Annotated in this window: 26 protein-coding genes; 9 read left to right on the top strand and 17 right to left on the bottom strand. The window is 69.5% G+C overall.

What is annotated here, in order from left to right; translation table 11 throughout:
* Window positions 1-29 precede the first annotated feature (29 nt).
* Window positions 30-764, top strand: coding sequence for a DNA polymerase III subunit epsilon (gene dnaQ, locus KDW55_RS02730; protein ID WP_212159945.1), 735 nt, complete (start codon window positions 30-32; stop codon window positions 762-764).
* A 34-nt stretch (window positions 765-798) separates the two neighbouring features.
* Here the strand turns inward: dnaQ and KDW55_RS02725 are convergent, their stop codons facing one another.
* Window positions 799-1,131 (bottom strand): YnfA family protein, encoded by a 333-nt coding sequence (locus KDW55_RS02725; RefSeq protein WP_040143891.1) that lies wholly within the window; start codon window positions 1,129-1,131, stop codon window positions 799-801.
* Between the two features lie 542 nt (window positions 1,132-1,673).
* On the opposite strand from KDW55_RS02725, the gene proP reads away from it, so the two are divergent.
* Entirely contained in the window at window positions 1,674-3,158 is a 1,485-nt protein-coding gene (proP, locus tag KDW55_RS02720; RefSeq protein WP_040143890.1) for a glycine betaine/L-proline transporter ProP, read from the top strand.
* 118 nt (window positions 3,159-3,276) lie between these two features.
* On the opposite strand, the gene KDW55_RS02715 is transcribed toward proP, so the two are convergent.
* Both KDW55_RS02715 and KDW55_RS02710 read right to left on the bottom strand, forming a co-directional pair.
* Entirely contained in the window at window positions 3,277-3,474 is a 198-nt protein-coding gene (locus KDW55_RS02715; protein ID WP_040144915.1) for a hypothetical protein, read from the bottom strand.
* Window positions 3,475-3,814: 340 nt separating this feature from the next.
* The gene (locus KDW55_RS02710) at window positions 3,815-4,444 is read right to left on the bottom strand and encodes a glutathione S-transferase (RefSeq protein ID WP_069241251.1); all 630 of its coding nucleotides are present in this window, start codon (window positions 4,442-4,444) and stop codon (window positions 3,815-3,817) included.
* A 184-nt stretch (window positions 4,445-4,628) separates the two neighbouring features.
* On the opposite strand from KDW55_RS02710, the gene phaZ reads away from it, so the two are divergent.
* Window positions 4,629-5,852: a polyhydroxyalkanoate depolymerase gene (gene phaZ / locus KDW55_RS02705; RefSeq protein ID WP_212159944.1), complete on the top strand. Its 1,224-nt coding sequence runs from the start codon at window positions 4,629-4,631 to the stop codon at window positions 5,850-5,852.
* On the opposite strand, the gene KDW55_RS02700 is transcribed toward phaZ, so the two are convergent.
* The 11 genes from KDW55_RS02700 to madL form a co-directional block, all read right to left on the bottom strand.
* Entirely contained in the window at window positions 5,839-6,507 is a 669-nt protein-coding gene (locus tag KDW55_RS02700) for a phosphoribosyltransferase family protein (protein ID WP_212159943.1), read from the bottom strand. The two genes, phaZ and KDW55_RS02700, sit on opposite strands and share 14 nt — an antisense overlap.
* A 170-nt stretch (window positions 6,508-6,677) precedes the next feature.
* Window positions 6,678-7,199: a hypothetical protein gene (locus KDW55_RS02695; protein WP_059543667.1), complete on the bottom strand. Its 522-nt coding sequence runs from the start codon at window positions 7,197-7,199 to the stop codon at window positions 6,678-6,680.
* A 186-nt stretch (window positions 7,200-7,385) separates the two neighbouring features.
* Entirely contained in the window at window positions 7,386-8,315 is a 930-nt protein-coding gene (mdcH, locus tag KDW55_RS02690; protein WP_212159942.1) for a malonate decarboxylase subunit epsilon, read from the bottom strand.
* Window positions 8,312-9,196, bottom strand: coding sequence for a triphosphoribosyl-dephospho-CoA synthase MdcB (gene mdcB, locus KDW55_RS02685; protein WP_212159941.1), 885 nt, complete (start codon window positions 9,194-9,196; stop codon window positions 8,312-8,314). Before mdcB ends, mdcH begins: the two co-directional genes overlap by 4 nt.
* The gene (gene mdcG / locus KDW55_RS02680; protein WP_212159940.1) at window positions 9,193-9,861 is read right to left on the bottom strand and encodes a malonate decarboxylase holo-[acyl-carrier-protein] synthase; all 669 of its coding nucleotides are present in this window, start codon (window positions 9,859-9,861) and stop codon (window positions 9,193-9,195) included. The genes mdcB and mdcG overlap by 4 nt, the downstream gene beginning before the upstream one ends.
* Window positions 9,848-10,555, bottom strand: coding sequence for a biotin-independent malonate decarboxylase subunit gamma (gene mdcE, locus KDW55_RS02675; RefSeq protein ID WP_040143883.1), 708 nt, complete (start codon window positions 10,553-10,555; stop codon window positions 9,848-9,850). The genes mdcG and mdcE overlap by 14 nt, the downstream gene beginning before the upstream one ends.
* Window positions 10,542-11,477: a biotin-independent malonate decarboxylase subunit beta gene (locus KDW55_RS02670; RefSeq protein WP_212159939.1), complete on the bottom strand. Its 936-nt coding sequence runs from the start codon at window positions 11,475-11,477 to the stop codon at window positions 10,542-10,544. Before KDW55_RS02670 ends, mdcE begins: the two co-directional genes overlap by 14 nt.
* Window positions 11,474-11,788, bottom strand: coding sequence for a malonate decarboxylase acyl carrier protein (gene mdcC, locus KDW55_RS02665; protein WP_040143881.1), 315 nt, complete (start codon window positions 11,786-11,788; stop codon window positions 11,474-11,476). Before mdcC ends, KDW55_RS02670 begins: the two co-directional genes overlap by 4 nt.
* 10 nt (window positions 11,789-11,798) lie before the next feature.
* Window positions 11,799-13,445, bottom strand: coding sequence for a malonate decarboxylase subunit alpha (gene mdcA / locus KDW55_RS02660; RefSeq protein ID WP_040143880.1), 1,647 nt, complete (start codon window positions 13,443-13,445; stop codon window positions 11,799-11,801).
* 162 nt (window positions 13,446-13,607) lie between these two features.
* Entirely contained in the window at window positions 13,608-14,375 is a 768-nt protein-coding gene (gene madM / locus KDW55_RS02655) for a malonate transporter subunit MadM (protein WP_040143879.1), read from the bottom strand.
* An 11-nt stretch (window positions 14,376-14,386) separates the two neighbouring features.
* Window positions 14,387-14,782: a malonate transporter subunit MadL gene (gene madL / locus KDW55_RS02650; protein WP_040143878.1), complete on the bottom strand. Its 396-nt coding sequence runs from the start codon at window positions 14,780-14,782 to the stop codon at window positions 14,387-14,389.
* A 328-nt stretch (window positions 14,783-15,110) separates the two neighbouring features.
* On the opposite strand from madL, the gene KDW55_RS02645 reads away from it, so the two are divergent.
* Window positions 15,111-15,959: a LysR substrate-binding domain-containing protein gene (locus KDW55_RS02645; RefSeq protein ID WP_040143877.1), complete on the top strand. Its 849-nt coding sequence runs from the start codon at window positions 15,111-15,113 to the stop codon at window positions 15,957-15,959.
* A gap of 200 nt (window positions 15,960-16,159) precedes the next feature.
* Window positions 16,160-16,441, top strand: a complete 282-nt coding sequence (locus KDW55_RS02640) for a DUF4148 domain-containing protein (protein WP_069241243.1) — start codon at window positions 16,160-16,162, stop codon at window positions 16,439-16,441.
* A 39-nt stretch (window positions 16,442-16,480) separates the two neighbouring features.
* On the opposite strand, the gene KDW55_RS02635 is transcribed toward KDW55_RS02640, so the two are convergent.
* Entirely contained in the window at window positions 16,481-17,398 is a 918-nt protein-coding gene (locus KDW55_RS02635) for a 3-hydroxyacyl-CoA dehydrogenase NAD-binding domain-containing protein (protein WP_212159938.1), read from the bottom strand.
* Window positions 17,399-17,644: 246 nt separating this feature from the next.
* Here KDW55_RS02635 and KDW55_RS02630 point away from each other — a divergent pair, with 246 nt between their 5' ends.
* The gene (locus tag KDW55_RS02630) at window positions 17,645-18,085 is read left to right on the top strand and encodes an Hsp20/alpha crystallin family protein (RefSeq protein WP_069241940.1); all 441 of its coding nucleotides are present in this window, start codon (window positions 17,645-17,647) and stop codon (window positions 18,083-18,085) included.
* A 16-nt stretch (window positions 18,086-18,101) separates the two neighbouring features.
* Window positions 18,102-18,515, top strand: a complete 414-nt coding sequence (locus KDW55_RS02625) for an Hsp20/alpha crystallin family protein (RefSeq protein WP_069241241.1) — start codon at window positions 18,102-18,104, stop codon at window positions 18,513-18,515.
* Between the two features lie 130 nt (window positions 18,516-18,645).
* Here KDW55_RS02625 and KDW55_RS02620 read toward each other — a convergent pair whose 3' ends face one another.
* On the bottom strand, window positions 18,646-18,948 hold the full coding sequence (locus tag KDW55_RS02620; protein ID WP_040143873.1) for a zf-TFIIB domain-containing protein: 303 nt from the start codon (window positions 18,946-18,948) through the stop codon (window positions 18,646-18,648).
* 58 nt (window positions 18,949-19,006) lie between these two features.
* Window positions 19,007-19,762: a TerC family protein gene (locus KDW55_RS02615; RefSeq protein ID WP_069241240.1), complete on the bottom strand. Its 756-nt coding sequence runs from the start codon at window positions 19,760-19,762 to the stop codon at window positions 19,007-19,009.
* Window positions 19,763-19,870: 108 nt separating this feature from the next.
* Between KDW55_RS02615 and KDW55_RS02610 the strand changes: the two genes are divergently transcribed.
* Both KDW55_RS02610 and KDW55_RS02605 read left to right on the top strand, forming a co-directional pair.
* Window positions 19,871-20,764, top strand: a complete 894-nt coding sequence (locus KDW55_RS02610) for a LysR family transcriptional regulator (protein WP_212159937.1) — start codon at window positions 19,871-19,873, stop codon at window positions 20,762-20,764.
* A gap of 148 nt (window positions 20,765-20,912) precedes the next feature.
* Window positions 20,913-22,031, top strand: a complete 1,119-nt coding sequence (locus KDW55_RS02605) for a DUF2242 domain-containing protein (protein WP_212159936.1) — start codon at window positions 20,913-20,915, stop codon at window positions 22,029-22,031.
* The last annotated feature ends 8 nt before the right edge of the window (window positions 22,032-22,039 follow it).

Genomic DNA, 22,039 nt, shown 5'->3' with positions numbered 1-22,039 from the left:
CGCCCTCCTTTTTTCCCGATTTATCCGACATGCGCCAGATCATTCTCGATACCGAAACCACCGGCCTGAACCCACGCACGGGCGACCGCCTGATCGAAATCGGCTGCGTCGAGCTGCTGAACCGGCGGCTCACCGGCAACAACCTGCACATTTACGTGAACCCGGAGCGCGACAGCGACCCGGGGGCGCTCGCCGTGCACGGCCTCACGACCGAGTTCCTGAGCGACAAGCCGAAGTTCGCAGAAGTCGTCGACCAGATCCGTGACTTCGTGAAGGACGCGGAGTTGATCATCCACAACGCGCCGTTCGACCTCGCGTTCCTCGATGCCGAATTCGCGCGGCTCGGCCTGCCGCCTTTCACCGAGCATTGCGGCGGCGTGATCGACACGCTCGTGCAAGCCAAGCAGATGTTCCCGGGCAAGCGGAACTCGCTCGACGCGCTGTGCGACCGCTTCGGCATCAGTAACGCGCACCGTACGCTGCACGGCGCACTGCTCGACTCGGAACTGCTCGCCGAGGTCTATCTCGCGATGACGCGCGGCCAGGACAGCCTCGTCATCGACATGATCGACGACGTCGGCGGCGACGGCAACGCGGCGAACGGCCAGCGCGTATCGCTCGCGGCACTTGAGCTGCCCGTCATCGCGGCAAGCGACGACGAACTCGCCGCGCACCAGACCCAACTCGACGAGCTCGACAAGTCGGTCAAGGGCACCTGCGTGTGGCGCCAGTCCGCCGACGCGGACACCGCGAAGGCTGCCTGACGCGCAATCCCGCCGCGCCGCGCGCGGGCCGGGCCTATGCGCGCGGCTGCAGCGCGATCAGCGCCATCCCGCCGAGCGCGAGCAGCGCGCCCGCCGCATCCCAGCGTGTCAGCGCGACGCCGTCGACCGCCCGCAACCAGATCAGCGCCACCGCGATATACATGCCACCGTACGCCGCGTACGTGCGCCCGGCTGCGCTCGGGTGCAGCGTCAGCAGCCACGCGAACAGTGCGAGCGACAGCGCGGCCGGCGCCAGCAGCCAGACAGGGCGCCCGGCCTTCAGCACGAGCCACGGCAGGTAGCAGCCGACGATTTCCGCCAACGCGGTAACGGCGAACAGCGCCGCGATCCTGATCAGTTCGGTCATCCGGTTCCTCGCAGATTCGCCGCCGCATCCGGCGCACGGCGCGGCCTCTCCGCGCGCCGCCGATCATACCGGAGCATGCGCCGCCGAAACCGCCAGCCGGCGGGGGTTTCGACGCAATTTGCACGATCATCTGCCATCGTGCTACCATATCGCCTGTTTCAACATTCAATCTCTGTCTATTCGATTTCGCAAGAAATCCGTCCCCGCCCCGCGGGCTGGCGCTTCGACCGAAATCGCAAATCACAGAAAAGCCCGCCCGACAGGCCCGCTTTTCTCGTTTCGCTGCCCCTTCGGGGCGCTTGCCGGCGCGCAGGACTCCGTCCGCACCGGCATTCCGCCGCTCGCATCACGCGGCCCATTCTTCATGAGCGCACCGTCGCGACGGCCCATCGGGCCCGCGTCGAAGCAGTCCCTTGCGTCTTCTTGCCGCCAACCGTGCAGTAAGCGCTTAAAGGCCTGCCCCGACGCGTAGCGCACGACCGAGCGCTTGCCGGCAAACCGTGTCGGACGGCCCGCCCGTTCCGGCGCAGTCAAAGGAGTGCATGACCTTGACCGCAACACACGTCAGCCCGACCGCTGCTTCTTCCACCCCGTCGTCCGGCGCAGCCTCGCTCGCCGCGGACGACATCACCGTCGTCGACCAGAGCCTGCTCAAGCGCGCCGTCAGCGCGATGGCCATCGGCAACGCGATGGAATGGTTCGATTTCGGCGTCTACAGCTATATCGCCGTCACGCTCGGCAAGGTGTTCTTCCCGTCGAGCAGCCCGTCCGCGCAGCTGCTCGCGACCTTCGGCACGTTCGCGGCCGCGTTCCTCGTGCGTCCGCTCGGCGGCATGGTGTTCGGCCCGCTCGGCGATCGCATCGGCCGCCAGCGCGTGCTCGCCGCAACGATGATCATGATGGCCGTCGGCACGTTCGCGATCGGCCTGATCCCAAGCTACGCGTCGATCGGCATCATGGCCCCGATCCTGCTGCTCGTCGCCCGCCTCGTGCAGGGCTTCTCGACCGGCGGCGAATACGGCGGCGCCGCCACCTTCATCGCCGAGTTCTCCACCGACAAGCGCCGCGGCTTCATGGGCAGCTTCCTCGAGTTCGGCACGCTGATCGGCTACGTGATGGGCGCCGGCGTCGTCGCGCTGCTGACCGCGTCGCTGTCGGAAGAAGCGCTGCTGTCGTGGGGCTGGCGCGTGCCGTTCCTGATTGCGGGCCCGCTCGGCCTGATCGGCCTGTACATCCGGATGAAGCTCGAAGAAACGCCGGCGTTCAAGCGGCAGGCTGAAGAGCGCGAAGCGCAGGACAAGGCCGTGCCGAAGGCGCGCTTTCGCGAAACGCTGATGCGCAACTGGCGCGCGCTGCTGCTCTGCGTGGGCCTCGTGCTGATCTTCAACGTGACTGACTACATGGTGCTGTCGTACCTGCCGAGCTTCATGTCGTCGACGCTGCACTTCGACGAATCGCACAGCCTCGTGCTGGTGCTGATCGTGATGGTGCTGATGATGCCGCTGACGCTCGCCGCGGGCCGCCTGTCCGACACGATCGGCCGCAAGCCCGTGATGCTGGCCGGCTGCGTCGGTCTGCTCGTGCTGTCGATCCCGTCGCTGCTGCTGATCCATGCGGGCACCACCGCGTCGGTGTTCGGCGGGCTGCTGATCCTCGGCGTGCTGCTGTCGTGCTTCACCGGCGTGATGCCGTCGGCGCTGCCGGCGCTGTTCCCGACCGAAATCCGCTACGGCGCGCTCGCGATCGGCTTCAACGTGTCGGTGTCGCTGTTCGGCGGCACGACGCCGCTCGTCACCGCGTGGCTCGTCGATGTCACCCATAACCTGATGATGCCCGCGTACTACATGATGGGCGCCGCCGTGATCGGCATCGTGTCGGTGGTCGCGCTCGCCGAAACCGCGCGTCAGCCGCTCAAGGGCTCGCCGCCGGCCGTCGCGACGCACCGCGAAGCGCACCAGCTGGTACGCGAGCTGCGCGACGAAGAAGATACGGAGATCTATGGCGTGGTGCGGACCGCGCGCGCGTAAGCGCCACCTCGGTCGTCCATGAAAAAGCCCCGGCCGAAGCCGGGGCCCGATCGAATCCGAACTGCCCGACCGGCTCGCGCCGGCCGGGCATTTCTTTATCCATGCGACGAATGCGCGTTCAAGCGTGCGCTTCGCAGTCGCGGCAGAAAATCAGTGCGCGCGAACGCGACACCGCTGCTTGCGCGCCCCGCGCAGCGACGATCAGCCCAACCTGGCCGAGATTGAAGTCGCGCTCGACCATCAGCTGCGTCAACGCGGCAAGCGGCAACACGACGGACGGGTGGTACAGACTCGATTCGATCAGCGCTCTCATCATCGGCTCCATCTGGCAATGCGTATTCGATGGAATGAATTCTAGGGAGGGGCCGCCTGCGGATAAACGGCGCGAATGCGAAGTCACTTGTCAGCGCGCGAGAACAATCGGCTCATGCTTGCCCGTCGGAGCTGAGCGGGCGCAGGCCAGCGGCGCGAGCGAGCGAACCGACGGACGCGATCGGGCTTACCGGCTATCGCGCCCGAGGCAAGCGCGCGGCCGGCAACACCCGCCAATAGCGGTCACCCCATACCGTGCCGGAGAGCCGAACGCGCCTGGGAACGCAGCCGGCCCGCCGGTCATACCCGGCCCTCCCCGTCACGCCGGCGCAAACATCCGCGCGTCAGGCGAGCGGCGTCTGCACGAATGCCGGCAGCGCCTCCGCCCGTGCGGAATGCGCGGCAAGCGCCGGATAACGGGCCGGATCGATTCGCGCGAGTGCCGGGTAATCGGCTGCCATGAACTGCGTGAAGCGCCACGCGACGGCCACGGTCACATCGGACTGTAGCGGCCGCGCGCCGCCGAGCCAGCCGTTCGCGGCCGCAACGAGCGGCTCGAGCTGGCCATATGCGGCATCGAGCTGGCTCAGCACGCGCTCGAGCCACGGTGCGTGCTGCTTGTCGGCCGGCCGCAGCGCGTGCTCGTACACGACCTGCACCGTCTTCTCGGCCGCCGCCAGCGCGAAGCCGACCGGCACGAGCGCGCGCAGCCGTGCGTCGGCGGCGTCGGGCAGCAGCCGCCGCTCCGGCGCGACGCAGTGGTCGAGGTAGTCGACGATCAGCGACGAATCGATCAGCGTCGCGCCGTCGTCGGTCACGAGCGTCGGCGCCTTCACGACCGGGTTGAATGTCTGGAACTGCTCGAATTGCCTGAACACCGACACCGACTCGTGCTCGAACGGCAGGTCGAGCAGCTTCGCCGAAATGGCGACGCGGCGCACGAACGGGGAATCCAGCATGCCGATCAGCTTCATCGCAAACGCTCCGCTTGAGTAAGTATGGCGAAATGGTGGGACCAACGACTGTAGCAGCGCAGTGTGTCGCCGCCTAGCGCGTCGCATCGTTGACTTGCATCTGCCAGCGGCGTTTCCGATACCCCGCGCCGCAGCCGGAATGACCATAATGCAGATTCACGCTCCTTCCGCCCCAAGGTTCGCCATGTGGTACGCCGTCGTCGAGCAGCAGCGGGAATGGATGCGCGCCTGGCGCGCGGCGACGCGTCACGCGTTCGACGTCTGGCCTGTCGCCACGCTGCCGTACGCCGCGTCATCGTGCTACGACGACCTGTTCGAGCCGCTGCTCGGCCCGGCTGTCGGGCCGCCGCGCTTCGAGATCCGGCGACCGGCCGTAGACGAGCAGGTCGTCGCACGTACGCCGTTCTGCCAGTTGCGGCGCTTCGCGCGCAACGACGCGCGGCGCACGGTACTGTTGTGCGCGCCGCTCGCTGGCCATGCAGCCGTGATGATGCGGGAGACCGTCGAGGCGCTGCTCGCCGATGGCGACGTCTGCGTGACCGACTGGATCAACGCACGCGACGTGCCGCTCGCGGCCGGCCGCTTCGGGCTCGACGAGTACGTGGCGACACTCGACGGCTTCGTCGACGCGCTCGTGCGCGCCGATCGGCCGCTGCACGTCGTCGCGGTGTGCCAGGCAACCGTTCCGGCGCTGGGTGCGCTCGCGCTGCGCGCGGCGCGCGGCCTGCCGCCGCCCGCGAGCGTCACGCTGGTCGGCGGCCCGCTCGATGCGCGCGTCAATCCGACGACGCTCGGCACCACCGCCGCGTCGCGCTCGCTCACGTGGTGCCGCCGCCACCTGATCGACATCGTGCCGCCCGGCTTCCCCGGCCAGGGGCGGCACGTGTTCCCAACCTATCTTCAGCAAGGCGAGATCGCGTTGCTGTACCCGCAGCGGTTCGTCGCGCTGATCGAGGACTACGCGCGCGCCGCAACGCGCTTCGACCTGACTGCGCTGGCCGACGCGCGGCGCGCGCTGCGCGAATACACGGCGCTGCTCGACATGCCGGCAGAGTATTTCCTGGATACCGTCGACATCGTGTTCCAGCGGATGTGCCTGGCGAACGGCACGTGGCGCGTGGGCGGCCAGCGCGTGGACCCCGCCGCGCTGCGCGGCGTCGCGCTGCTGACGATCGAAGGCGGCCGCGATGCGGTGACCGGCGCAGGCCAGACCCATGCGGCGCTCGACATGTGCGGCGGGCTCACGGCCCGTGAACGCCACCGCATCGATATCGACGATTGCGACCACTACGGGCTGTTTACCGGCGAGCGCTGGCTCGCCGACGTCCATCCGGCGCTGCAGCGCGCGTTCGCGCAAGCCGAGGCCAAGCGGCCGCGCGCGCGCCGGCGTCCGGTCAGGCGGACGTGAGGCCGTCGCCACGCGCGCGAGCCGCCTCGAGCAGCGCGCGGACTTCGTCGTCGCCGGTCTGATCGAAACGCGCGTAGAACTGGCTGATCCCGAAGAACGGCATCGGCTGCGACACGGTCACGAACGCGTCGGCCAGGTCGTCGAACGCGTGGCGGGCAGCAGCCGGTGCGACGGGCGCGGCGGCCACGATCTGCGCCGGATGGCGCTCGCGCAGCGCCTGCAGCGCCACGCGCATCGACGCGCCGGTGGCGACGCCGTCGTCGACGACGATCGCGATCCGGCCTTCGACCGGCAATGGCGGCCGCGTGCCGCGATACAGCGCATCGCGTCGCTGGAGTTCGGCGGTTTCACGCGCGACGATGTCGGCGAGCTGCGCATCGGCCACGCCCACCGAGCGGATCGCCGCATGCTGCAGGTGAATTGCCCCGCCGCTCGCAATCGCGCCGATCGCGAATTCGGGATCGGACGGCATCGCGAGCTTGCGCACGACCAGCACGTCGAGCGGCGCGGGTAGCCCTATCGCGACCGGATACGCAACCGGCACGCCGCCGCGCGGCAACGCGAGTACGACGACGTCGCGCCGCCCCGCATATTCCTGCAGCGCGCCGGCCAGCTTCCGGCCCGCGTCGGCGCGATCGGCAAAATACTCGGTCACGATCGGCTCCCTGCGTTACGCCGGATGCGCGACATGCGCGCCGGCGCCTGTTCAACGAGCATGGTTCATCGGCCGCGCCGATGCAAGCGGGGTCACACCGGCGCGAGCCGCAGGCGGATCGGGATCGCGAGGAACCGAGACAGGTAGCGCTCGCCCGCGCGAGCCGTCGGTCAGAGCCCGGCGGCCTGCCGGTACCGCCGCCAGAACGATTGCGTGTACGACTGCGCCAATTCCGGCGCGCGCTCGAATACGTTCATCGTCTCCGCGCGCGCGGCCGTGCCGTCGGACAGCGTGCTGAGCGCGACGCTGTCGTCGACGATCACGAAGCGCGGTGCCGGCTCGCCATGCCGCGAATCGATCGCGACGTCGATGCCGCCCGATTTCAGATAGCCGGCGCCGCTGTACCTGCCGGCGCGCACCGAACGCACCAGCAGAACCCGCACTTCGACCCCGCGCGAGCGCGCTTCACGCAGCGCCGCGGCGACCGCGGGCGGCACATAGTCGTAGCCGGCCAGCAGCACACGGCGCTGCGCGCCGCCGATCAGACCGACCGTCGCGTCCGACGCCGCATTGTCGTACGAAAAGTACGCGCCGACCGACGCGGCATCGGACGGAATATGGCTTGCGTGGGCAGTCGTCGCGTAGCTGAACGCGGCGAGAAGGAAGGCGGCTGGTCTCATGGCGGGCGCAATTGTAGCGATGCCAATTCGCGTGGCAAGCGCCTGCCGAAACGGTGCTGCGCCGGCGCAACACCCGGCGCGGAACGGCGGCCCGGCGACCGCGTTCGTGACACGATTTCGCGGCTGCTTGCGTGCGCTTTAGAGCCGGCTTTCCCGCCCTTTACAGCGCCGCGTTGCGGCCGTGTGCGGCCACGTGGGTCAGCCCTCGACGCGCTCGAGCCAGTTCGCGATACCGTCGACCGAGCGGAAATCCTCGACGCTGCGCGCCGGCAACGCGGGATACGCGCCGCCGGCCATCTCGGCAAGCGCGCGGCCCGGGCCGAGTTCGAGAAACGCGGTCGCGCCGGCCTCCACACAGGCGGCGAGACACGCGGCCCACTCGACCGGCTCCGCGATCTGCCGCGCCAGCTTGTCGAGCCCCGCGTCGACATCGAGCACCGACGCGCCGTCGATTCCGGAAAACAGACGCGCACCAGGCAGCGGCCGGCGCACCGTCACGGCAGCCAGCGACGCACGAAACGCCGGTACGGCCGACGCGAGCCGGCGCGTGTGCGACGCGATCCGCACGCACACGGGAGCGACGCGCGATGCGCCGTCGCGGGCCGCGTCGTCCGCCACGGCCGCAACGTCGGCCTGCCGCCCTGCAACCACGAACGCGTCGCCGGGATTCGCGATTGCGATCGCCGCGTCGCGGCCGGCGCATAGCTGCGAGAGCCGGGCGCGCGTCAATCCGCGCACGAACGCCATGCGTTCGTCACCGCCGCTTGCGGCATCCATCGCACGCGCCCGCGCGTCGGCGAGATCGAGCGCGTCGTGCGGATCGAGCATCCCTGCGACGCTCCACGACGCGACTTCGCCGACGCTGTATCCGGCAACACAGCGACGTCGCGGCAACACCGCATCGAGCAGCGCGGCCGCCGCGAGCGCCTGCAGCGTGCAGAGCATCTGCGCGGCGCGATTCTCATGCAGCGCGTCCGGCTCCGCCGTTTGCACCCAGTTGCGCGGATCGTCGCCGAGGAGCCGGCCCGCATGCGCGAACAGCGCGGCCGCCTGCGGTGCCGCACCGGTCAGCCCGAACATGTCCGCGCGCTGTGCGCCCTGCCCCGAACACAGGATCGCGAGCGTCATCGGCGCTCCTCGTCCGCTTCGAGCGCATCGACGAACACGCTCATCGCGAGCAGATCGGCCGCACCGCCCGGACTCAGCCGGCGCGCGACAAATGCACGATGCGCAGCCGCCGCACGCAGCCGCCAGTCGGGCGCGCGTATGCCGCCGCGGGCGACGAAGGCGCGGGCGGTCGCGCGTGCAAAGTCGAGCCCCGTCCGACCGCCGCGGTGCAGCAGATTCGTATCGTCGAGCGCGGCGATCAGCGCGAAGCACGCATCCACCCGCGCCGCGTGCGCATCGTCCGGCACGCAGCGCCGTGCGCGACGCAGCGCCGGCAAGCCGACGCGGTACACGGTCGTAAACCCGTCGGCCGCCTCGCGCCGCGCGCCGCCGACACCGTAGCGGCGGCTCGCCCGTTCGCCGTGGCTGTCCGGCAGCCGCGGGCCGCCGAGGATGTCGGCGCCCCAGCGCCGCGAGACGAGTTCGCCGAGCGTCATCGACCGGATCGCCGCGATCGCGCCCGGCGCGATGCGGCGGCCGGCCGCCGCACACAGCAAACCAAGCCCGAATATCGCGCCGCGATGCGTGTTGACGCCGCCGGTCGCCGCAAGCATCGCGTGTTCCGCGCGCAGGCCGATCTTGCGCAGCACGGCCATGTCGGCATCGCGCGCGCCGGCGGCGGCGAGTTCCGCGAAGTACGGCCGCAACACGGCCGCGCTGCGCATGAACGTCGCGGCGTCCATGTCGGCATGGCTGCCGGTATCGACGTGACTCACGAGCCCCGGCTTCGGATACGTATCGATTTCGAGCACGAGGCTGCGCTTGGCCAGTTCGGCGATGCGCTCGGCATCGGATGGCGCCGTTGGCGGCGCCGACGCGCGGCAGGCGGCCGATGCGCTCATCGTGCGCCTCCGGTAAAGGCGTCGGCAGACATCAGTTCGACGGCGCTAGCCGTCTTCACCGCGATCTCCGGCACCCGCGCATGCAGCTCGCGCCAGTTCGCGCCCGCGCCGTCGACGCGCAGCAGTTCGCCGTCGATGCGCATCGGCGCGCGCGCGTCGAGCGCGGCCAGCCCGTCGAGCAGCGCGGCGACGGATGCGGCGTCCGGCAGCGGAAACACGATGTCGAGGTCGGAAGCGTCGCTCAGATAGCGCTCGCCCGTCAGCGCCTGCCACGCAAGGCTGCCGAACACGCGGCCCTGCACGCCGCAGCGCGTGCCGAGCGCATCCAGATCGCGCAGCGTCGGATGCCATGCGTTGGGCGCGGCGGCAAGCACGTCGGCCGGTGCAGGCAACGGACGAACCGACGCAAGCGCGTCGGCAGCCACGTTCAGCGCAACGCGCCGCTTGCCCGCCGATGACGGCAGCGGCAAGCCGAGCGGCACGCGCTGCGCGTCGGCTTCGTCGGGCGATGCGCGGCGCACGATCAGCGGCCACCCATGCACGGCCCATGCCTGCACGAACGGATCGGCCGCCAGCGCGGGATCGCGCGCGCAAGCCGCGCCCCACCCCGCCGCCGTCAGCGTGACGAGCGTGTGGCGGCGCAGCGGTATGTCAGCGTGCGGCACGCGCAAGCGCCTCGACGCGCCGCGCGACGTCCGCCGCGACGGGCCGGCCGCGCGCGGCGCGGCCATCGTTGCGATCGGCCGGCTGGCCGAGCCATTCGGCCACCTGCGTATCGAGCGCGCGTGCCGGATCCAGCACGGCGTCGACGGCGCCCATCTTCACGAGATTGTCGAGCCCCGGCGCGAACACCGGCGTCGAGCGCGCCATTTCCTTCAGCACGTCGATCGGCAGCTTCGTCACGCGCGACATCGACGGCAGGTCCATCACCTCCGGCTCGGCCCCCGGCACCGCGAGCAACGTGCGCGTCGCGAGCGCGGTCGCAATGAACGCACCGGCTGCCGTATGGCCGTACAGCACGCCGATCGTACGGTGCCCGACAAGCTCCGCGTGCATCAGGCATTTCGCGAGATGCGACAAGCCTTCGTTCAGGCCGAGCAGTTCGTCGCGTTTGCTCATCCGCTGGCTGTCGCTGTCGACGAGCACGAGAACCGGCGTACCGCCGCCGCGCTCGATCGTGTCGAGCACGTGCGACGCGAGCGTCAGCGCTTCGTCGATGCCGAATGGGAGACGGTCGGCGACGCCGATCACGTCGACGCGCGTGCCGGCCAGTTCCGCGTGGCCGGCCAGCAGGCCGCCGGTTCGCGCGATCGAATGGCCGTGCGGGAACAGCGAGGTCAGTAGTTCATCGAGCGTCATGCTGCGGCTCCTGTAGCTGGTCGGCGAGCGTCGTGAATGCGTCGTCCGGCATGCCGGGGATCGCTTCGGGCCGGTCCGCGCCGAGCGCGCGCCACACGTCGAGTGCATCGTTGCATTCGCCGAACCGTTCGACGCGTGCTTCGAGACGCATCTGCTCCGCGCGCAGCATCGCCGCATCGAACTTCGGCGCGCGACCGAGCAGTTCGAGCGCGGCCGCGCGAAACGCGTCGGGCGTGTCGGCGACGTAACGGTCCGCCGCGCCGATCAGCCGGCGGTGCTTGCCGCCCATCGTGCGCCAGATCAGCGCGCGGTCCTTCGCATCGAACTCGTCGACGCCGCGATTGGTCTCGATCACCTCCGGCCCCGACACGCTGATGCGCCCCTGCTCCGACACCGCGAGCGCCGAACAGCACGCGGCGAGCAGCCCGCCGCCGCCGTAGCAGCCGGCACGCCCGCCGATCAGCCCGATCACCGGCACGCCGGCCGCACGCGCTTCGACGAGCGCCCGCATGATCTCGGCGATCGCGAGCTCGCCTGCATTCGCTTCCTGCAGCCGCACGCCGCCCGTATCGAACAGGATCAGCACCGGCGTGCCGAGATCGCGCACGGCACGCAACAGCCCGGTGAGCTTCGCGCCGTGCACTTCGCCGAACGCGCCGCCCATGAAGCGGCCTTCCTGCGCGGCAACGAACACCGGCTTGCCGTCGAGCCGGCCGCGACCGACCACCATCCCGTCGTCGAACTGTTGCGGCAGGTCGAACAGCGGCAGGTGCGGGCTCGTCACGCGTTCGGCCGGCCCCAGAAATTCCGTAAAGCTGCCCGCGTCGAGCAGCCCGTCGACGCGCTGGCGCGCCGACGCTTCATACCAGCTCGCGCCGTTCGCGACGAACGCGGGCGCGTCGTGAATGACTTCGTTCGTCATGCGCCCCCCTCGATCGCGCGTACTGCCTGCGCGAGCCGCAACGACACCATGTCGGGCCGCGCGCCGCCGTCGTTGATCGACAGCTTCAGGCCGCCCGGTGTGCGACGTTCGACGAAGTCCGACACGACGGCCTGCCATACCGCGCCGAAACCGACCGCCGCGGTGCGGATGTCGATCTCGCATTCATTGCCCGGCAGTACGCGCTCGACGAGCACCTCGAGATTGCCGGATGCGACCACGCCGACGAGCGCGGCGGCCAGTTCGCCCTTCGCGCGTCCGCGCGCGGTGAAGCGATAGTTCAACTGTTCCATGCCCTCTTCCTCACCAGTTGCGGAACCGCGCCGGCGGCGCATAGAGGCCGCCCGACCAGTGCACGAGATCCTTGATCGAGCGCGCGGCGAGCCAGCGGCGATCGGCGTCGAGCGGATCGATGCCGAGATCCTCCGGGCGACGGATCACGCCGCGCTCGCGCAGCCGCTCGACCATCTTGCGGTCGCGGCCGCGACCGATCTCCGTATAGCCGGCCACGCCGCGGATCGCGTGTTCGCGTTCGTCCTTGTCGCGGCACATCAGCAGGTTCGCGATCCCCTCCTCGGTAACGATGTGCGTGACGTCGTCGCCGTACACCATGATCGGCGCGAGATCGAGCTGCAGCTTGTCGGCGAGCTTCAGCGCGTCGAGCTTCTCGACGAACATCGGCACGTTCTTGTCGCCGAACGTCTCGCCGATCTGCACGACCAGCTTGCGGCCGCGCCTGAGCGCCGCCGGCGTGTCGGGGTCGGCCTCGGCGCCCGCCTTCAGCCAGGGTTCGCTCGGATGGCGGCGGCCGCGCGCGTCGCTGCCCATGTTCGGCGCGCCGCCGAAGCCGGCGATCCGCTCGGCGGTAACCGTCGACGAATGGCCGGCCAGGTCGATCTGCAGCGTCGAGCCGATGAACATGTCGCACGCATAGAGTCCGGCCGTCTGGCAGAACGCGCGGTTCGAGCGCAGCGACCCGTCGGGGCCGGTGAACCAGACGTCGGAACGCGCACGGATGTAGTCGTCCATCCCGACTTCGGAGCCGAAGCAATGGATCTGCTCGACCCACCCGGACTCGATTGCAGGAATCAGCGTCGGATGCGGGTTGAGCGCCCAGTGCGTGCATACCTTGCCCTTCAGCCCGAGCTTCGCGCCGTAGGTCGGCAGCAGCAGCTCGATCGCGGCCGTGTTGAAGCCGATGCCGTGGTTCAGGCGCTTGATTCCGTACGGTTCGTAGATGCCCTTGATCGCAAGCATCGCGGTCAGGATCTGCGTCTCGGTGATGGCGGCCGGATCGCGCGTGAACAGCGGCTCGACGTAGAACGGCCGGCCGGCCTCGACGACGAAATGCACGCGGTCGCCCGGAATGTCGACGCGCGGCACCTTGTCGACGATGCGGTCGACCTGCGCGATCACGATGCCGTCCTTGAACGCGGTGGCCTCGACGACGGTCGGCGTGTCTTCGGTGTTCGGGCCGGTGTACAGGTTGCCGTCGGCGTCCGCGCTCACTGCTGCGATCAGCGCGACGTGCGGCGTGAGATCGATGAAGTAGCGTGCGAACAGTTCGAGATACGTGTGCACCGCGCCGAGCGCGATCTTGCCGCCGAACAGCAGCTTCGCGATCCGCTGCGACTGCGGGCCCGAATACGCGAAGTCGAGCCGCTTTGCGATCCCGCGCTCGAACACGTCGAGATGCTCGGGCAGCACGACGCCCGACTGCACCATGTGCAGGTCATGGACCTTCGCGCTGTCGACGTCGGCAAGCGCGGTCGCGAGCAAATCTGCCTGCTTCTGGTTGTCGCCTTCGAGGCACACGCGATCGCCGGGGCGCAGCACCGCTTCGAGCAACGCGACGGTGTCGCGCGCATCGACCCGCTTGCCGCGCGCGAAGGGCGCGGCGGCCGCGATGCGTGCATCGCGCGCGTGCCGCGCGTGATTCCATCCGGTCATGAACAGTTCTCCCGCTTCGGTGGTTCAGCGGCATTCTAAGCCTGGCGCCGCCGCCGATTGATGATGTTGATGAATGCGACTCAGAGGACGCCGCGATGGATGCGCGCCGCCGCGGCCGCGGGCCGGGCGGTTCGGGCGGCGCCCCCGGATCGTATGCGTTCGCTATGCGCCGACGAGCGCGCGCGTCGTGAAGAACAGCAGCGACGGCCCGAGCAGGCAGCCGACGCCGGTATGAAACGTCGCGACCAGCGCTCCGTACGGCACGAGCCGCCGGTCGGTCGCGGCGAGCCCGGCGCTCACGCCGCTCACGGTGCCGGCAAGGCCGCCGAAGATCATCGCCGAGCGCGGCGTCTTCAGGCCCATGAAGCTGGCCGCGACGGGCGTGCCGACCATCACGATGATCGCCTTCACGAGCCCGGTCGCGATGCTGAGCGCGATCACGTCGGAACTCGCACCGATCGCCGCGCCCGTGACGGGCCCGACGATGTAGGTGACGGCGCCCGCGCCGATGGTCGTCATGCTGACCGCATCGGTATAGCCGAACGCGCGCGCGACGGATGCGCCGACGATGAACGGCAGCACGGTGCCGAGCAGCAGCGACACGACGCCGACGAGGCCGGCCTTGCGCGCCTCGGCCGGCTGCACTTCGAACGCGGTCGCGACGATCGCGAAATCGCGCAGCATCGCGCCGCCCATCAGGCCGATGCCGGCGAACAGCTTGACGTCGGCCAAACCCTTCTCGCCACCGGTGAACGCGCCGCCGACGTATGCGAGCACGAGGCCGATCACGATCGCGATCGCGGAGCCGTGCACGCGGCCGAACGTGAGCTTGCGCGACGCGATCGACGACAGCCACATGATGAGGCCGACCAGCGCGAACGACGCGACGAGCCCGTTGTGGGCGACGGTTTTTTCGAGCATCTGCAGCATGGCGGCCTCCGTCACTGTTCTTCGAATGTCGGCACGCCCGCGAAGGCCGTGTCGTCGCGCCCCGTGCGCGCGAGTACCGCGATGCAGCACGCGCAGATCGCGACGGCGCCGAGCGCGGCGAGCAGCGCGACCGGACCGCCCTTCAGCGCGGCGACGACGTTCTGGTTCGCTGCCATCGCGACGACCACGGGGATGTACATCGCGCCCCAGAAACCGACGCCCGCCTCGGTTTCCTTCGGCAGCCAGCCGCGGCGATGCAACCACAGGCGCAGACAGATGAGCAGCAGCATCGCGATGCCGACGCCGCCGACGTTGGTCTTCACGCCGATTGCGGCGCCGAGCAGATCGCCGAGAAACAGTCCGGCCAGATGGCAGAACGCCAGCAGCGCGGTTCCGTAGATGATCATGAGTCGTCTCCAGTCTCTTCTGACGGGCGCCTGACGCGTGCGGGAGCCGGGTCCGCGCGCCGATCCCGGGCGGACTGTCTGTCTCCTGCGGCGGTGCGCCGCGACCCGGCGGCTCGTCGTGCGAGCGCGTTCTCGGGGTCGATGGGATGATGCGGTTTCGGGCCGGACGCCGGATGGCTTAGACTGATCGATGCAGCCGGCGGCGCGACACGGGCGGCGCGTCCGGTGCAGCCCGTTCGCAGGGGCCGCACCGGCGCGTGATCCGATACTAGCGCCGCAAAATCCGGCCATTTATGAAGTTGTCGAAACCGATTCAGTGGATTTAGCAATGCGTCCGTTACCGCCCGAGTTGCTGCGCAGCTTCGTCGCCGTCGCCCAGTCCGGCAGTTTCACCGCCGCGTCGGAGCGTGTGAGCCTGTCGCAGTCGACCGTCAGTCAGCACATCCGCCGTCTCGAGGAACTGCTGGACCGGCCGCTGTTCGAGCGTGACACGCGCAACGTGCACCTGTCGCAGCACGGCGATGCACTGTTCCGCTACGCGGTGCGGATCCTCGAACTGATGGACGAAGCGGTCACGTCGGTGTGCGGGCCGCCGCTGTCGGGCAAGGTGCGGCTCGCGATGTCGGAGGATTTCGCGTCCGCCCATCTGACAGCGGCGCTCGCGAGCTTCGTGCAGCGCAATCCGGACGTCGAACTCGCGATCTCGACCGGGCTGTCGGGCGACCTGTTCGATGCGCTCGACGACGGCCGGCACGACCTCGTGTTCGCGAAGCGTGTGGCCGGCAGCCGCCGCGGGCGCGTGATCCGCAGCGAGCCGTTGTACTGGTGCACCGGCCCCGATTCGCGGATCACCGGCCACGAGGCCGTGCTGCCGCTCGCGTTGCATCCGGAGCCGAGCGTGTCGCGGCGCCGCGTGCTCGAATCGCTCGAGGCGATCGGCCGGCCGTATCGGATCGCGGTCGTGAGCAGCAGCATCGCCGTGCTGCGCGCGGCCGCGAGCGCGGGCCTGGGCGTTAGCGCGTTCGCCGGCTACGTGATTCCGGCCGGGCTCGCGCGGCTCGACGCGGGGCTGCCCGAACTCGGCGAGCTGGAATACGTGATCGACCGGCCGGCGGCCGCGTCGCGCTCGACGCTCGCGCTCGAAGCGACGCTTATCGCGGCGGCGGCCGAGCTGTAACGTCTTCGTCCGCCGTCCGCCGCTCGTTTCGGCCGTCCATCGCGCCGGCGCCGCCCTGCCGCGGCGTACGCATGCGGCTGACGGCGTTGCCCGGAACATGTCAGCGTCCGCGCAGCACCCGCCCGCGACAATGCGGCACATCGGCGTCCACGGCAGCACGCCGTGAATCCGCCGACCCGTCCCCTCGACCGGAGCCCAACATGAACGTCTTGCGATTCGCCGTCGCGGCCGCGACAGCCGCGCTGGTGTCACCCGCGTTCGCGCAAACCGATGCCGCCGCACCCGCACCGGGCCTCACCCGCGCGGAAGTCATCGCGCAATTGAAGCAGGCCTATCTCGATGGCGAACTGCCGACCAACGACGGCAACTATCCGCCGAACGCCGCGACGCGCGCGCGCAATCGCGAACTCGTGCAGGCCGTGCAGCCGTCGTGGCTCGCGCACGCACCGCTGCAGGCACCGCACGCGAGCGTGCAGCAATAGCCTTTCCCGCCGCGGCAAACGGGCATCGCGTGCAAGCGCTCAGGGCAGGAAGCTGCGGCGCCGCGCGTCGATCAGTTCGACGAGCAACCGGTCGCGCTGGGCCGCCAGCTCCTGCATCGAGCGCGCGCCCTGGATCGCGCGCAGTTCGTCCTGGAGCTTGCGATCGACGGCCGGATCGAACGACGGCGTACCGAGATCGTCCCACCAAGTCGAAATCGGCCCCGACAGGTGCTCGAGAAAGTGCGCGATTCCGCCCGCACCGCCGCCGAGGTGATAGGTCAGGCACTGCCCCATCAGCCCCCAGCGCAAGCCCGGGCCCCACGCGACCGCCCTGTCCGCATCGGCGACGCTCACCACGCCTTCGCCGACGAGGTGATACACCTCGCGAAACAGCGCGGCCGCGAGCCGGTTCGCGACGTGACCCGTCATCTCCTTGTTGAGTACGATGGTCTGCTTGCCGAGCGCATCGTAGAAGTCCTTCACGCGCGCGATCACGGCCGCGTCGGTTGCGTCGCCGCCGACCAGTTCGACGAGCGGAATCAGATGCGGCGGATTGAACGGATGTGCGATCAGGCAGCGCTCAGGATGCTTGTCGCATGCGGTCTGGATCGCTGACATCTTCAGGCCCGACGAACTCGATGCGATCGGCACGCGCGCGGAGAGCGCGTCGTCCATCTGCCGGTACAGCGCGCGCTTCAGATCGAGCCGCTCGGGGCCGTTCTCCTGCACGAAATCGACGCCATCGAGCGCGCGCACGAGATCCGCGTCGAACGACAACCGCGTGGACAGTTCGCTCGCCCGTTCGCCAAGGAACGCGGCGAGCGCGTCGCGCAGCCGCGTGTCGGCCTCCGGTGCGGGATCAGTCGCGACGACGTCGAAGCCCTTCGACAGATAGAAAGCTGCCCAGCTCGCGCCGATCACGCCGGCGCCGACGATCGCGATGCGTTGAATGTCCATGTCCGTTCCGTCTCCGTGGTGTGTAGGTGCGCGACGATTGTCGCATCGAATCGCCGCATCACACGCGCACGCGCGTCGCACGGCCGCTCTTGAAAACCGCCGCGGCAGCCTCTAATTACCGGTTGCCAGGCGGTGTCCGTCATACGCACCGCCTCCGTTTTCGACTCAGCGGAGCATTGCGCGCCGCGACCGCCATTGGGCATCGCGTCGTCGCATCTGCCGCGCTTCATGTTCCGGAGGAACTTCATGAGCGGTATCCATTTCGGCCAGGACCTGTTCGACGAATTCGCCCGCGTGCAGCGGCAGATGGCCAGCCTGTTCGGCGAGCATCCGGCCGGCATTCGCGCGGTGCGGCCAGGCGCGTTCCCCGCGCTGAACGTCGGCGCGACCGACGACGCGATCGAGATCGTCGCGTTCGCGCCGGGCATGGCCGCGGCCGACTTCGACGTGTCGATCGACAAGGACCTGCTGACCATCAGCGGCGAGCGCAAGCCGGCGCCGCACGACGCGGGCGACACCGCGCGCACCTATGCGCAGGAGCGTTTTCATGGCGCGTTCCGCCGCGTGGTCGAGCTGCCGCAGGACGCAGATGCGGACAACGTCTCCGCACGCTACGAAAACGGCTGCCTGCTGATTCGCATCGGACGGCGCGAGGCATCGAAGCCGCGTTCGATCACCGTTCAATAACCTTCAGGAGAACGCCATGAACACGTACCAGACCCTGACCGAACGCCAGAACGGTGCCGCGTTCCAGGCCGCGGCCGCGGACGCGCCGCGCCGGCCCGCGATCGCCCCGGCCGTCGACATCGTCGAGGACGCGCAGCAGGTGATTCTGCGCGCCGACCTGCCCGGCGTACCGCGCGAAAACCTCGACGTGAAAGTGCACGACAACACGCTGACGCTTGAAGCCGACACACGCATCGACACGCCGGCCGATCTGCGCGTGCGCCATGCGGAAGTGCGCGCACCGCGCTATGCGCGCACGTTCGTGCTGAGCCCCGATCTCGATACGTCGCGGATCGATGCGAGCCTGCGCGACGGCGTGCTCACGCTGACGATTCCGCGCCGCGAGCAAACGCGCCCGCGCCGCATCGACGTGACGGCGGGCAGCGCGTAACCGCCCGCGCGACGTTGCCGAGCGCCGCGCATGAGCAAAGCCCCGCCACGCATTGCGCGTGGCGGGGCTTTTTTGCGACGCGCGACGCAATGCGTGCGCGCCCTTGCGTTCGGCAGCCGGCATCCGGCCTTCAATCGAAGTCGAACAGGTCGAACACCGACTTCTTGCGGCGCTGACCGTCGCGCCGGTAACGGTCGTCGTGCGATCGGCCGTCGCGCCCCCAGCCGTCGCCACGCGAGCGCGGCGCCTGTGCGTCGTGGCGCAATGACGGTTCGTCGCGGCGCACCGGCGCATCGCCGGTTTCGCGCGCGATCAGCTTGTCGAGTTCGCCACGATCGAGCCATACGCCGCGGCACGTCGGACAGTAGTCGATCTCGATCGACTGGCGCTCGGCCATCAGCAGGTCGGGCGTCTTGCACACAGGACATTTCATCGCGTTTCTCCTTCGTTGAGCGTCCGGAGCGACGGCGGCACCTTCGCCGCCCGCGTCGTCATCGACCTTCGGCCCGCGCCGCGCGCTTCGCCTTCGCGCGCCGCGCGAGCATGTTCATGCCCTCGACGAATGCCGAGAACGCCATTGCCGCATAGATATAGCCCTTCGGCACGTGCGAGCCGAAACCTTCGGCGATCAGCGTCATGCCGATCACGACGAGGAACGACAGCGCGAGCATCACGACAGTCGGATTGCGGTCGATGAAGCGTGCGAGCGGCTGCGCGGCGAACAGCATCACGCTGACCGCGACGATCACCGCGACGAACATGATCGGAATGTGCTCGGTCATCCCGATCGCGGTCACGATGCTGTCGATCGAGAACACGATGTCGAGCATCACGATCTGGCCGATCGCGGCCCACACGGTCAGGCCGGCCGCGCCGCCGGCAGCGCTTGCGCCATCGCCGTCGTGCGACACGTGGTGGTGGATCTCGGTCGTCGCCTTCCATACGAGGAACAGGCCGCCCGACAGCAGGATCACGTCGCGCCACGAGAACGCGTGACCGAACAGCGTGAACACCGGCTCGGTCAGGCTTGCAATCCAGGCGACGCTGCCGAGCAGCGCGAGACGCATCACGAGCGCGAGCCCGATGCCGAGGCGCTGCGTGCGCGCACGCTGCGCTTCGGGCAGCTTGTTGCTGAGGATCGAGATGAAGATCAGGTTGTCGATGCCGAGCACGACTTCCATCACGACGAGCGTGAGCAGCGCGGCCCACACGGCGGGGTCGGCGGCAAGGGTCAGCAGGTAGTCCATGAAAAGGGCCGATTCGAAGATGGAAAGCCCGATGATAGACGGCCCTCGACTTCGTAAAAATCAGCGACAATCTGACACTTGGTTCGGTTTTTACGAAGTTGCAATCCGATGCTCAATTTCCGCCATCTGTACTATTTCTGGGTCGTCGTGAAGGAAGGCGGCTTTGCGCGCGCGGCCGAGCGGCTCGACATGGCCGTGCAGACGATCAGCGCGCAGGTGCGCGAGCTCGAGAAGTCGCTCGGTCACCAGTTGCTGCGCCCGGCCGGGCGTGGCGTCGCGATGACCGATGCCGGGCAGGCCGCGTATGCGCGCGCGGAAGTCATCTTCGAGATGGGCCGGCTGATTCCGGACGAAGTGCGTGCGGCGGCGAGCCAGCCGACCGTGCGCATCGCGGTCGGCCTCGCGGACGGGATTTCGAAGCTCGCCGCCCATGCGATCCTCGCGCCGGTGCTCGACACGCCCACGCTGCGGCTGCTGTGCCACGAAGGCGAGCACGATGCGCTGCTTGCCGAACTGGCGCTGCATCACCTCGACCTCGTGCTGGCCGGCCAGGGCGCGCCGTCGGGGTCGAACCTGCGCGTGACGAGCGAGCGCCTCGTCGCGTCGCCGGTGGACTGGTATGGCCCCGCGTCGCTCGTCACGGCCGCTGCGAGGCAGCGCTTCCCGCAATGCCTGGCCGAATTGCCGGTGCTGCTGCCGACCGCTCATTCGGCACTGCGCGCGCGGCTGGACCTGTGGCTCGAGCGCGAGCGGATCGTGCCCCGCGTGGCCGGCGAATTCGAGGACAGCGCGCTGATGGCCGTGTTCGCGGCACGCGGGCTCGGCGTGTTTCCGCTCAGCGAGCTCGGCGCGAACGACGCGTCGCTGCTGCGCGGGCTGCGACGGCTCGGCCGGGCCGGCGACGTGACCGAGGAGATCCATGCGATCCGGTCGCGGCGCGGCGAACACCATCCGCTCGTATCGAGATTGCTCGCCGCCGCGCAGGCGGCCCCGCGCGGCTGAAGCAAGCGCGACATCAAACGAAACTATAATGACGCCCCGGCCATACGAGATTGCCGCACGGACCGCACAGGCACCGCCGTTGCGCGCAGGCCATGCGGTGCGCCCCGCCGCGCCGCGCGGCATCTCGCCGAGCCTTCTGAAAGACGCCATGCACAACCGATTTCGCCTGTTCTCCGTTTCGTGCGCGTTCGCGGCCGCGACCGTGCTGACGGCGTGCTCGTCGCCGCCCAAGCCGATCTACCAGCAGGAACAGTTCGACGCGACGAGCAGCCCGTATGCGCACACGTTTCACTCGAAATCCGACGCGGCCTGCGAGGCCGCGCGCCGCGCGCTGCTGAGCCAGGGCTACGTGGTGTCGTCGTCGCGCAACGATGCGGTCGACGGCAGCAAGAATTTCCAGCCGAGCAACGACATGCACGTCGTGATCGAGTTTCACGTCGTGTGCGCGGATGCGACCGCCGACGGCTCGTCCAGCATCGCGTACGTGAACGCGGTGCAGGACCGCTACACGCTGAAGAAGTCGAATACGTCGGCGAGCGTCGGGCTCAGCGTGTTCGGCTCGCTGTCGCTGCCGATCGGGTCGAGCGACGACGCGCTGGTAAAGACCGCGAGCGAGACGATTCCCGCCGGCGTGTTCTATGAGCGCTTCTTCAACCTCGTCGAGCATTTCCTGAAGATCGATCCTGCCCGCCGCGATCGCGCGACCGTGAAGGCCGCCGAGAAGGAGCACGTCGCGCCGCTGCCCGAGCCCGCGCCGACGCCGCAGGGCGAACCGATGAAGATGACGACGCCGGTCGTGCCGACGCCGCCCGCCGCGCCAGTGCCGCTCGCGGTGCCGAGCGTCGCACCGGCTTCAGGTACGCCGCTCGTGCCGGCCGCGCCTGCCGCGGCATCCGCCGTGGTCGCGCCGCGGACGATGCGCGGCGCGGCGCCGGCGGCCGGGCCGGACGCGGGTGCTGCGCCTGCTGCAGTGCCGGCCCCCGCTTCCGCTTCGATGCCTGCGTCCGCTGTGGCGCACGCTTCCGCCCCGGCGGCGGCTTCTGCTTCGGTGCCGGCTTCAGCGCCTGCTGCATCGACGCCCGTGGCTCCGGCATCCGCCATCGCCCCGTCGGGCTCCACCGCTCCGTCGCCCGCGCCGGCTGCATCCGCTCACCCGGCGCCGTCGGATACGACTCCCGCACCGGCGGACAAGGCTTCGGCGCCTGCCGCCGCCGATCCCGTCGCGTCGTCCGCACCGTCTGGCGCCAGCGCGCCAGGCGCAAACTGACCGAGAAC

This window comes from Burkholderia sp. AU19243, from assembly GCF_018148075.1.
GTDB lineage: Bacteria > Pseudomonadota > Gammaproteobacteria > Burkholderiales > Burkholderiaceae > Burkholderia > Burkholderia latens_A.
The sequence above is the reverse complement of the archived record's forward strand: the minus strand, read 5'-3'. Positions and strand labels throughout refer to the sequence as shown.

Excerpts from the sequence above, each read along its gene's own strand:
- dnaQ (WP_212159945.1), top strand. The coding sequence starts at position 30 with ATGCGCCAGATCATTCTCGATACCGAAACCACCGGCCTGAACCCACGC.
- KDW55_RS02725 (WP_040143891.1), bottom strand. The coding sequence starts at position 1,131 with ATGACCGAACTGATCAGGATCGCGGCGCTGTTCGCCGTTACCGCGTTG.
- proP (WP_040143890.1), top strand. The coding sequence starts at position 1,674 with ATGACCTTGACCGCAACACACGTCAGCCCGACCGCTGCTTCTTCCACC.
- KDW55_RS02715 (WP_040144915.1), bottom strand. The coding sequence starts at position 3,474 with ATGATGAGAGCGCTGATCGAATCGAGTCTGTACCACCCGTCCGTCGTG.
- KDW55_RS02710 (WP_069241251.1), bottom strand. The coding sequence starts at position 4,444 with ATGAAGCTGATCGGCATGCTGGATTCCCCGTTCGTGCGCCGCGTCGCC.
- phaZ (WP_212159944.1), top strand. The coding sequence starts at position 4,629 with ATGTGGTACGCCGTCGTCGAGCAGCAGCGGGAATGGATGCGCGCCTGG.
- mdcH (WP_212159942.1), bottom strand. The coding sequence starts at position 8,315 with ATGACGCTCGCGATCCTGTGTTCGGGGCAGGGCGCACAGCGCGCGGAC.
- mdcB (WP_212159941.1), bottom strand. The coding sequence starts at position 9,196 with ATGAGCGCATCGGCCGCCTGCCGCGCGTCGGCGCCGCCAACGGCGCCA.
- mdcE (WP_040143883.1), bottom strand. The coding sequence starts at position 10,555 with ATGACGCTCGATGAACTACTGACCTCGCTGTTCCCGCACGGCCATTCG.
- KDW55_RS02670 (WP_212159939.1), bottom strand. The coding sequence starts at position 11,477 with ATGACGAACGAAGTCATTCACGACGCGCCCGCGTTCGTCGCGAACGGC.
- mdcC (WP_040143881.1), bottom strand. The coding sequence starts at position 11,788 with ATGGAACAGTTGAACTATCGCTTCACCGCGCGCGGACGCGCGAAGGGC.
- mdcA (WP_040143880.1), bottom strand. The coding sequence starts at position 13,445 with ATGACCGGATGGAATCACGCGCGGCACGCGCGCGATGCACGCATCGCG.
- madM (WP_040143879.1), bottom strand. The coding sequence starts at position 14,375 with ATGCTGCAGATGCTCGAAAAAACCGTCGCCCACAACGGGCTCGTCGCG.
- madL (WP_040143878.1), bottom strand. The coding sequence starts at position 14,782 with ATGATCATCTACGGAACCGCGCTGCTGGCGTTCTGCCATCTGGCCGGA.
- KDW55_RS02645 (WP_040143877.1), top strand. The coding sequence starts at position 15,111 with ATGCGTCCGTTACCGCCCGAGTTGCTGCGCAGCTTCGTCGCCGTCGCC.
- KDW55_RS02640 (WP_069241243.1), top strand. The coding sequence starts at position 16,160 with ATGAACGTCTTGCGATTCGCCGTCGCGGCCGCGACAGCCGCGCTGGTG.
- KDW55_RS02635 (WP_212159938.1), bottom strand. The coding sequence starts at position 17,398 with ATGGACATTCAACGCATCGCGATCGTCGGCGCCGGCGTGATCGGCGCG.
- KDW55_RS02630 (WP_069241940.1), top strand. The coding sequence starts at position 17,645 with ATGAGCGGTATCCATTTCGGCCAGGACCTGTTCGACGAATTCGCCCGC.
- KDW55_RS02625 (WP_069241241.1), top strand. The coding sequence starts at position 18,102 with ATGAACACGTACCAGACCCTGACCGAACGCCAGAACGGTGCCGCGTTC.
- KDW55_RS02620 (WP_040143873.1), bottom strand. The coding sequence starts at position 18,948 with ATGAAATGTCCTGTGTGCAAGACGCCCGACCTGCTGATGGCCGAGCGC.
- KDW55_RS02615 (WP_069241240.1), bottom strand. The coding sequence starts at position 19,762 with ATGGACTACCTGCTGACCCTTGCCGCCGACCCCGCCGTGTGGGCCGCG.
- KDW55_RS02610 (WP_212159937.1), top strand. The coding sequence starts at position 19,871 with ATGCTCAATTTCCGCCATCTGTACTATTTCTGGGTCGTCGTGAAGGAA.
- KDW55_RS02605 (WP_212159936.1), top strand. The coding sequence starts at position 20,913 with ATGCACAACCGATTTCGCCTGTTCTCCGTTTCGTGCGCGTTCGCGGCC.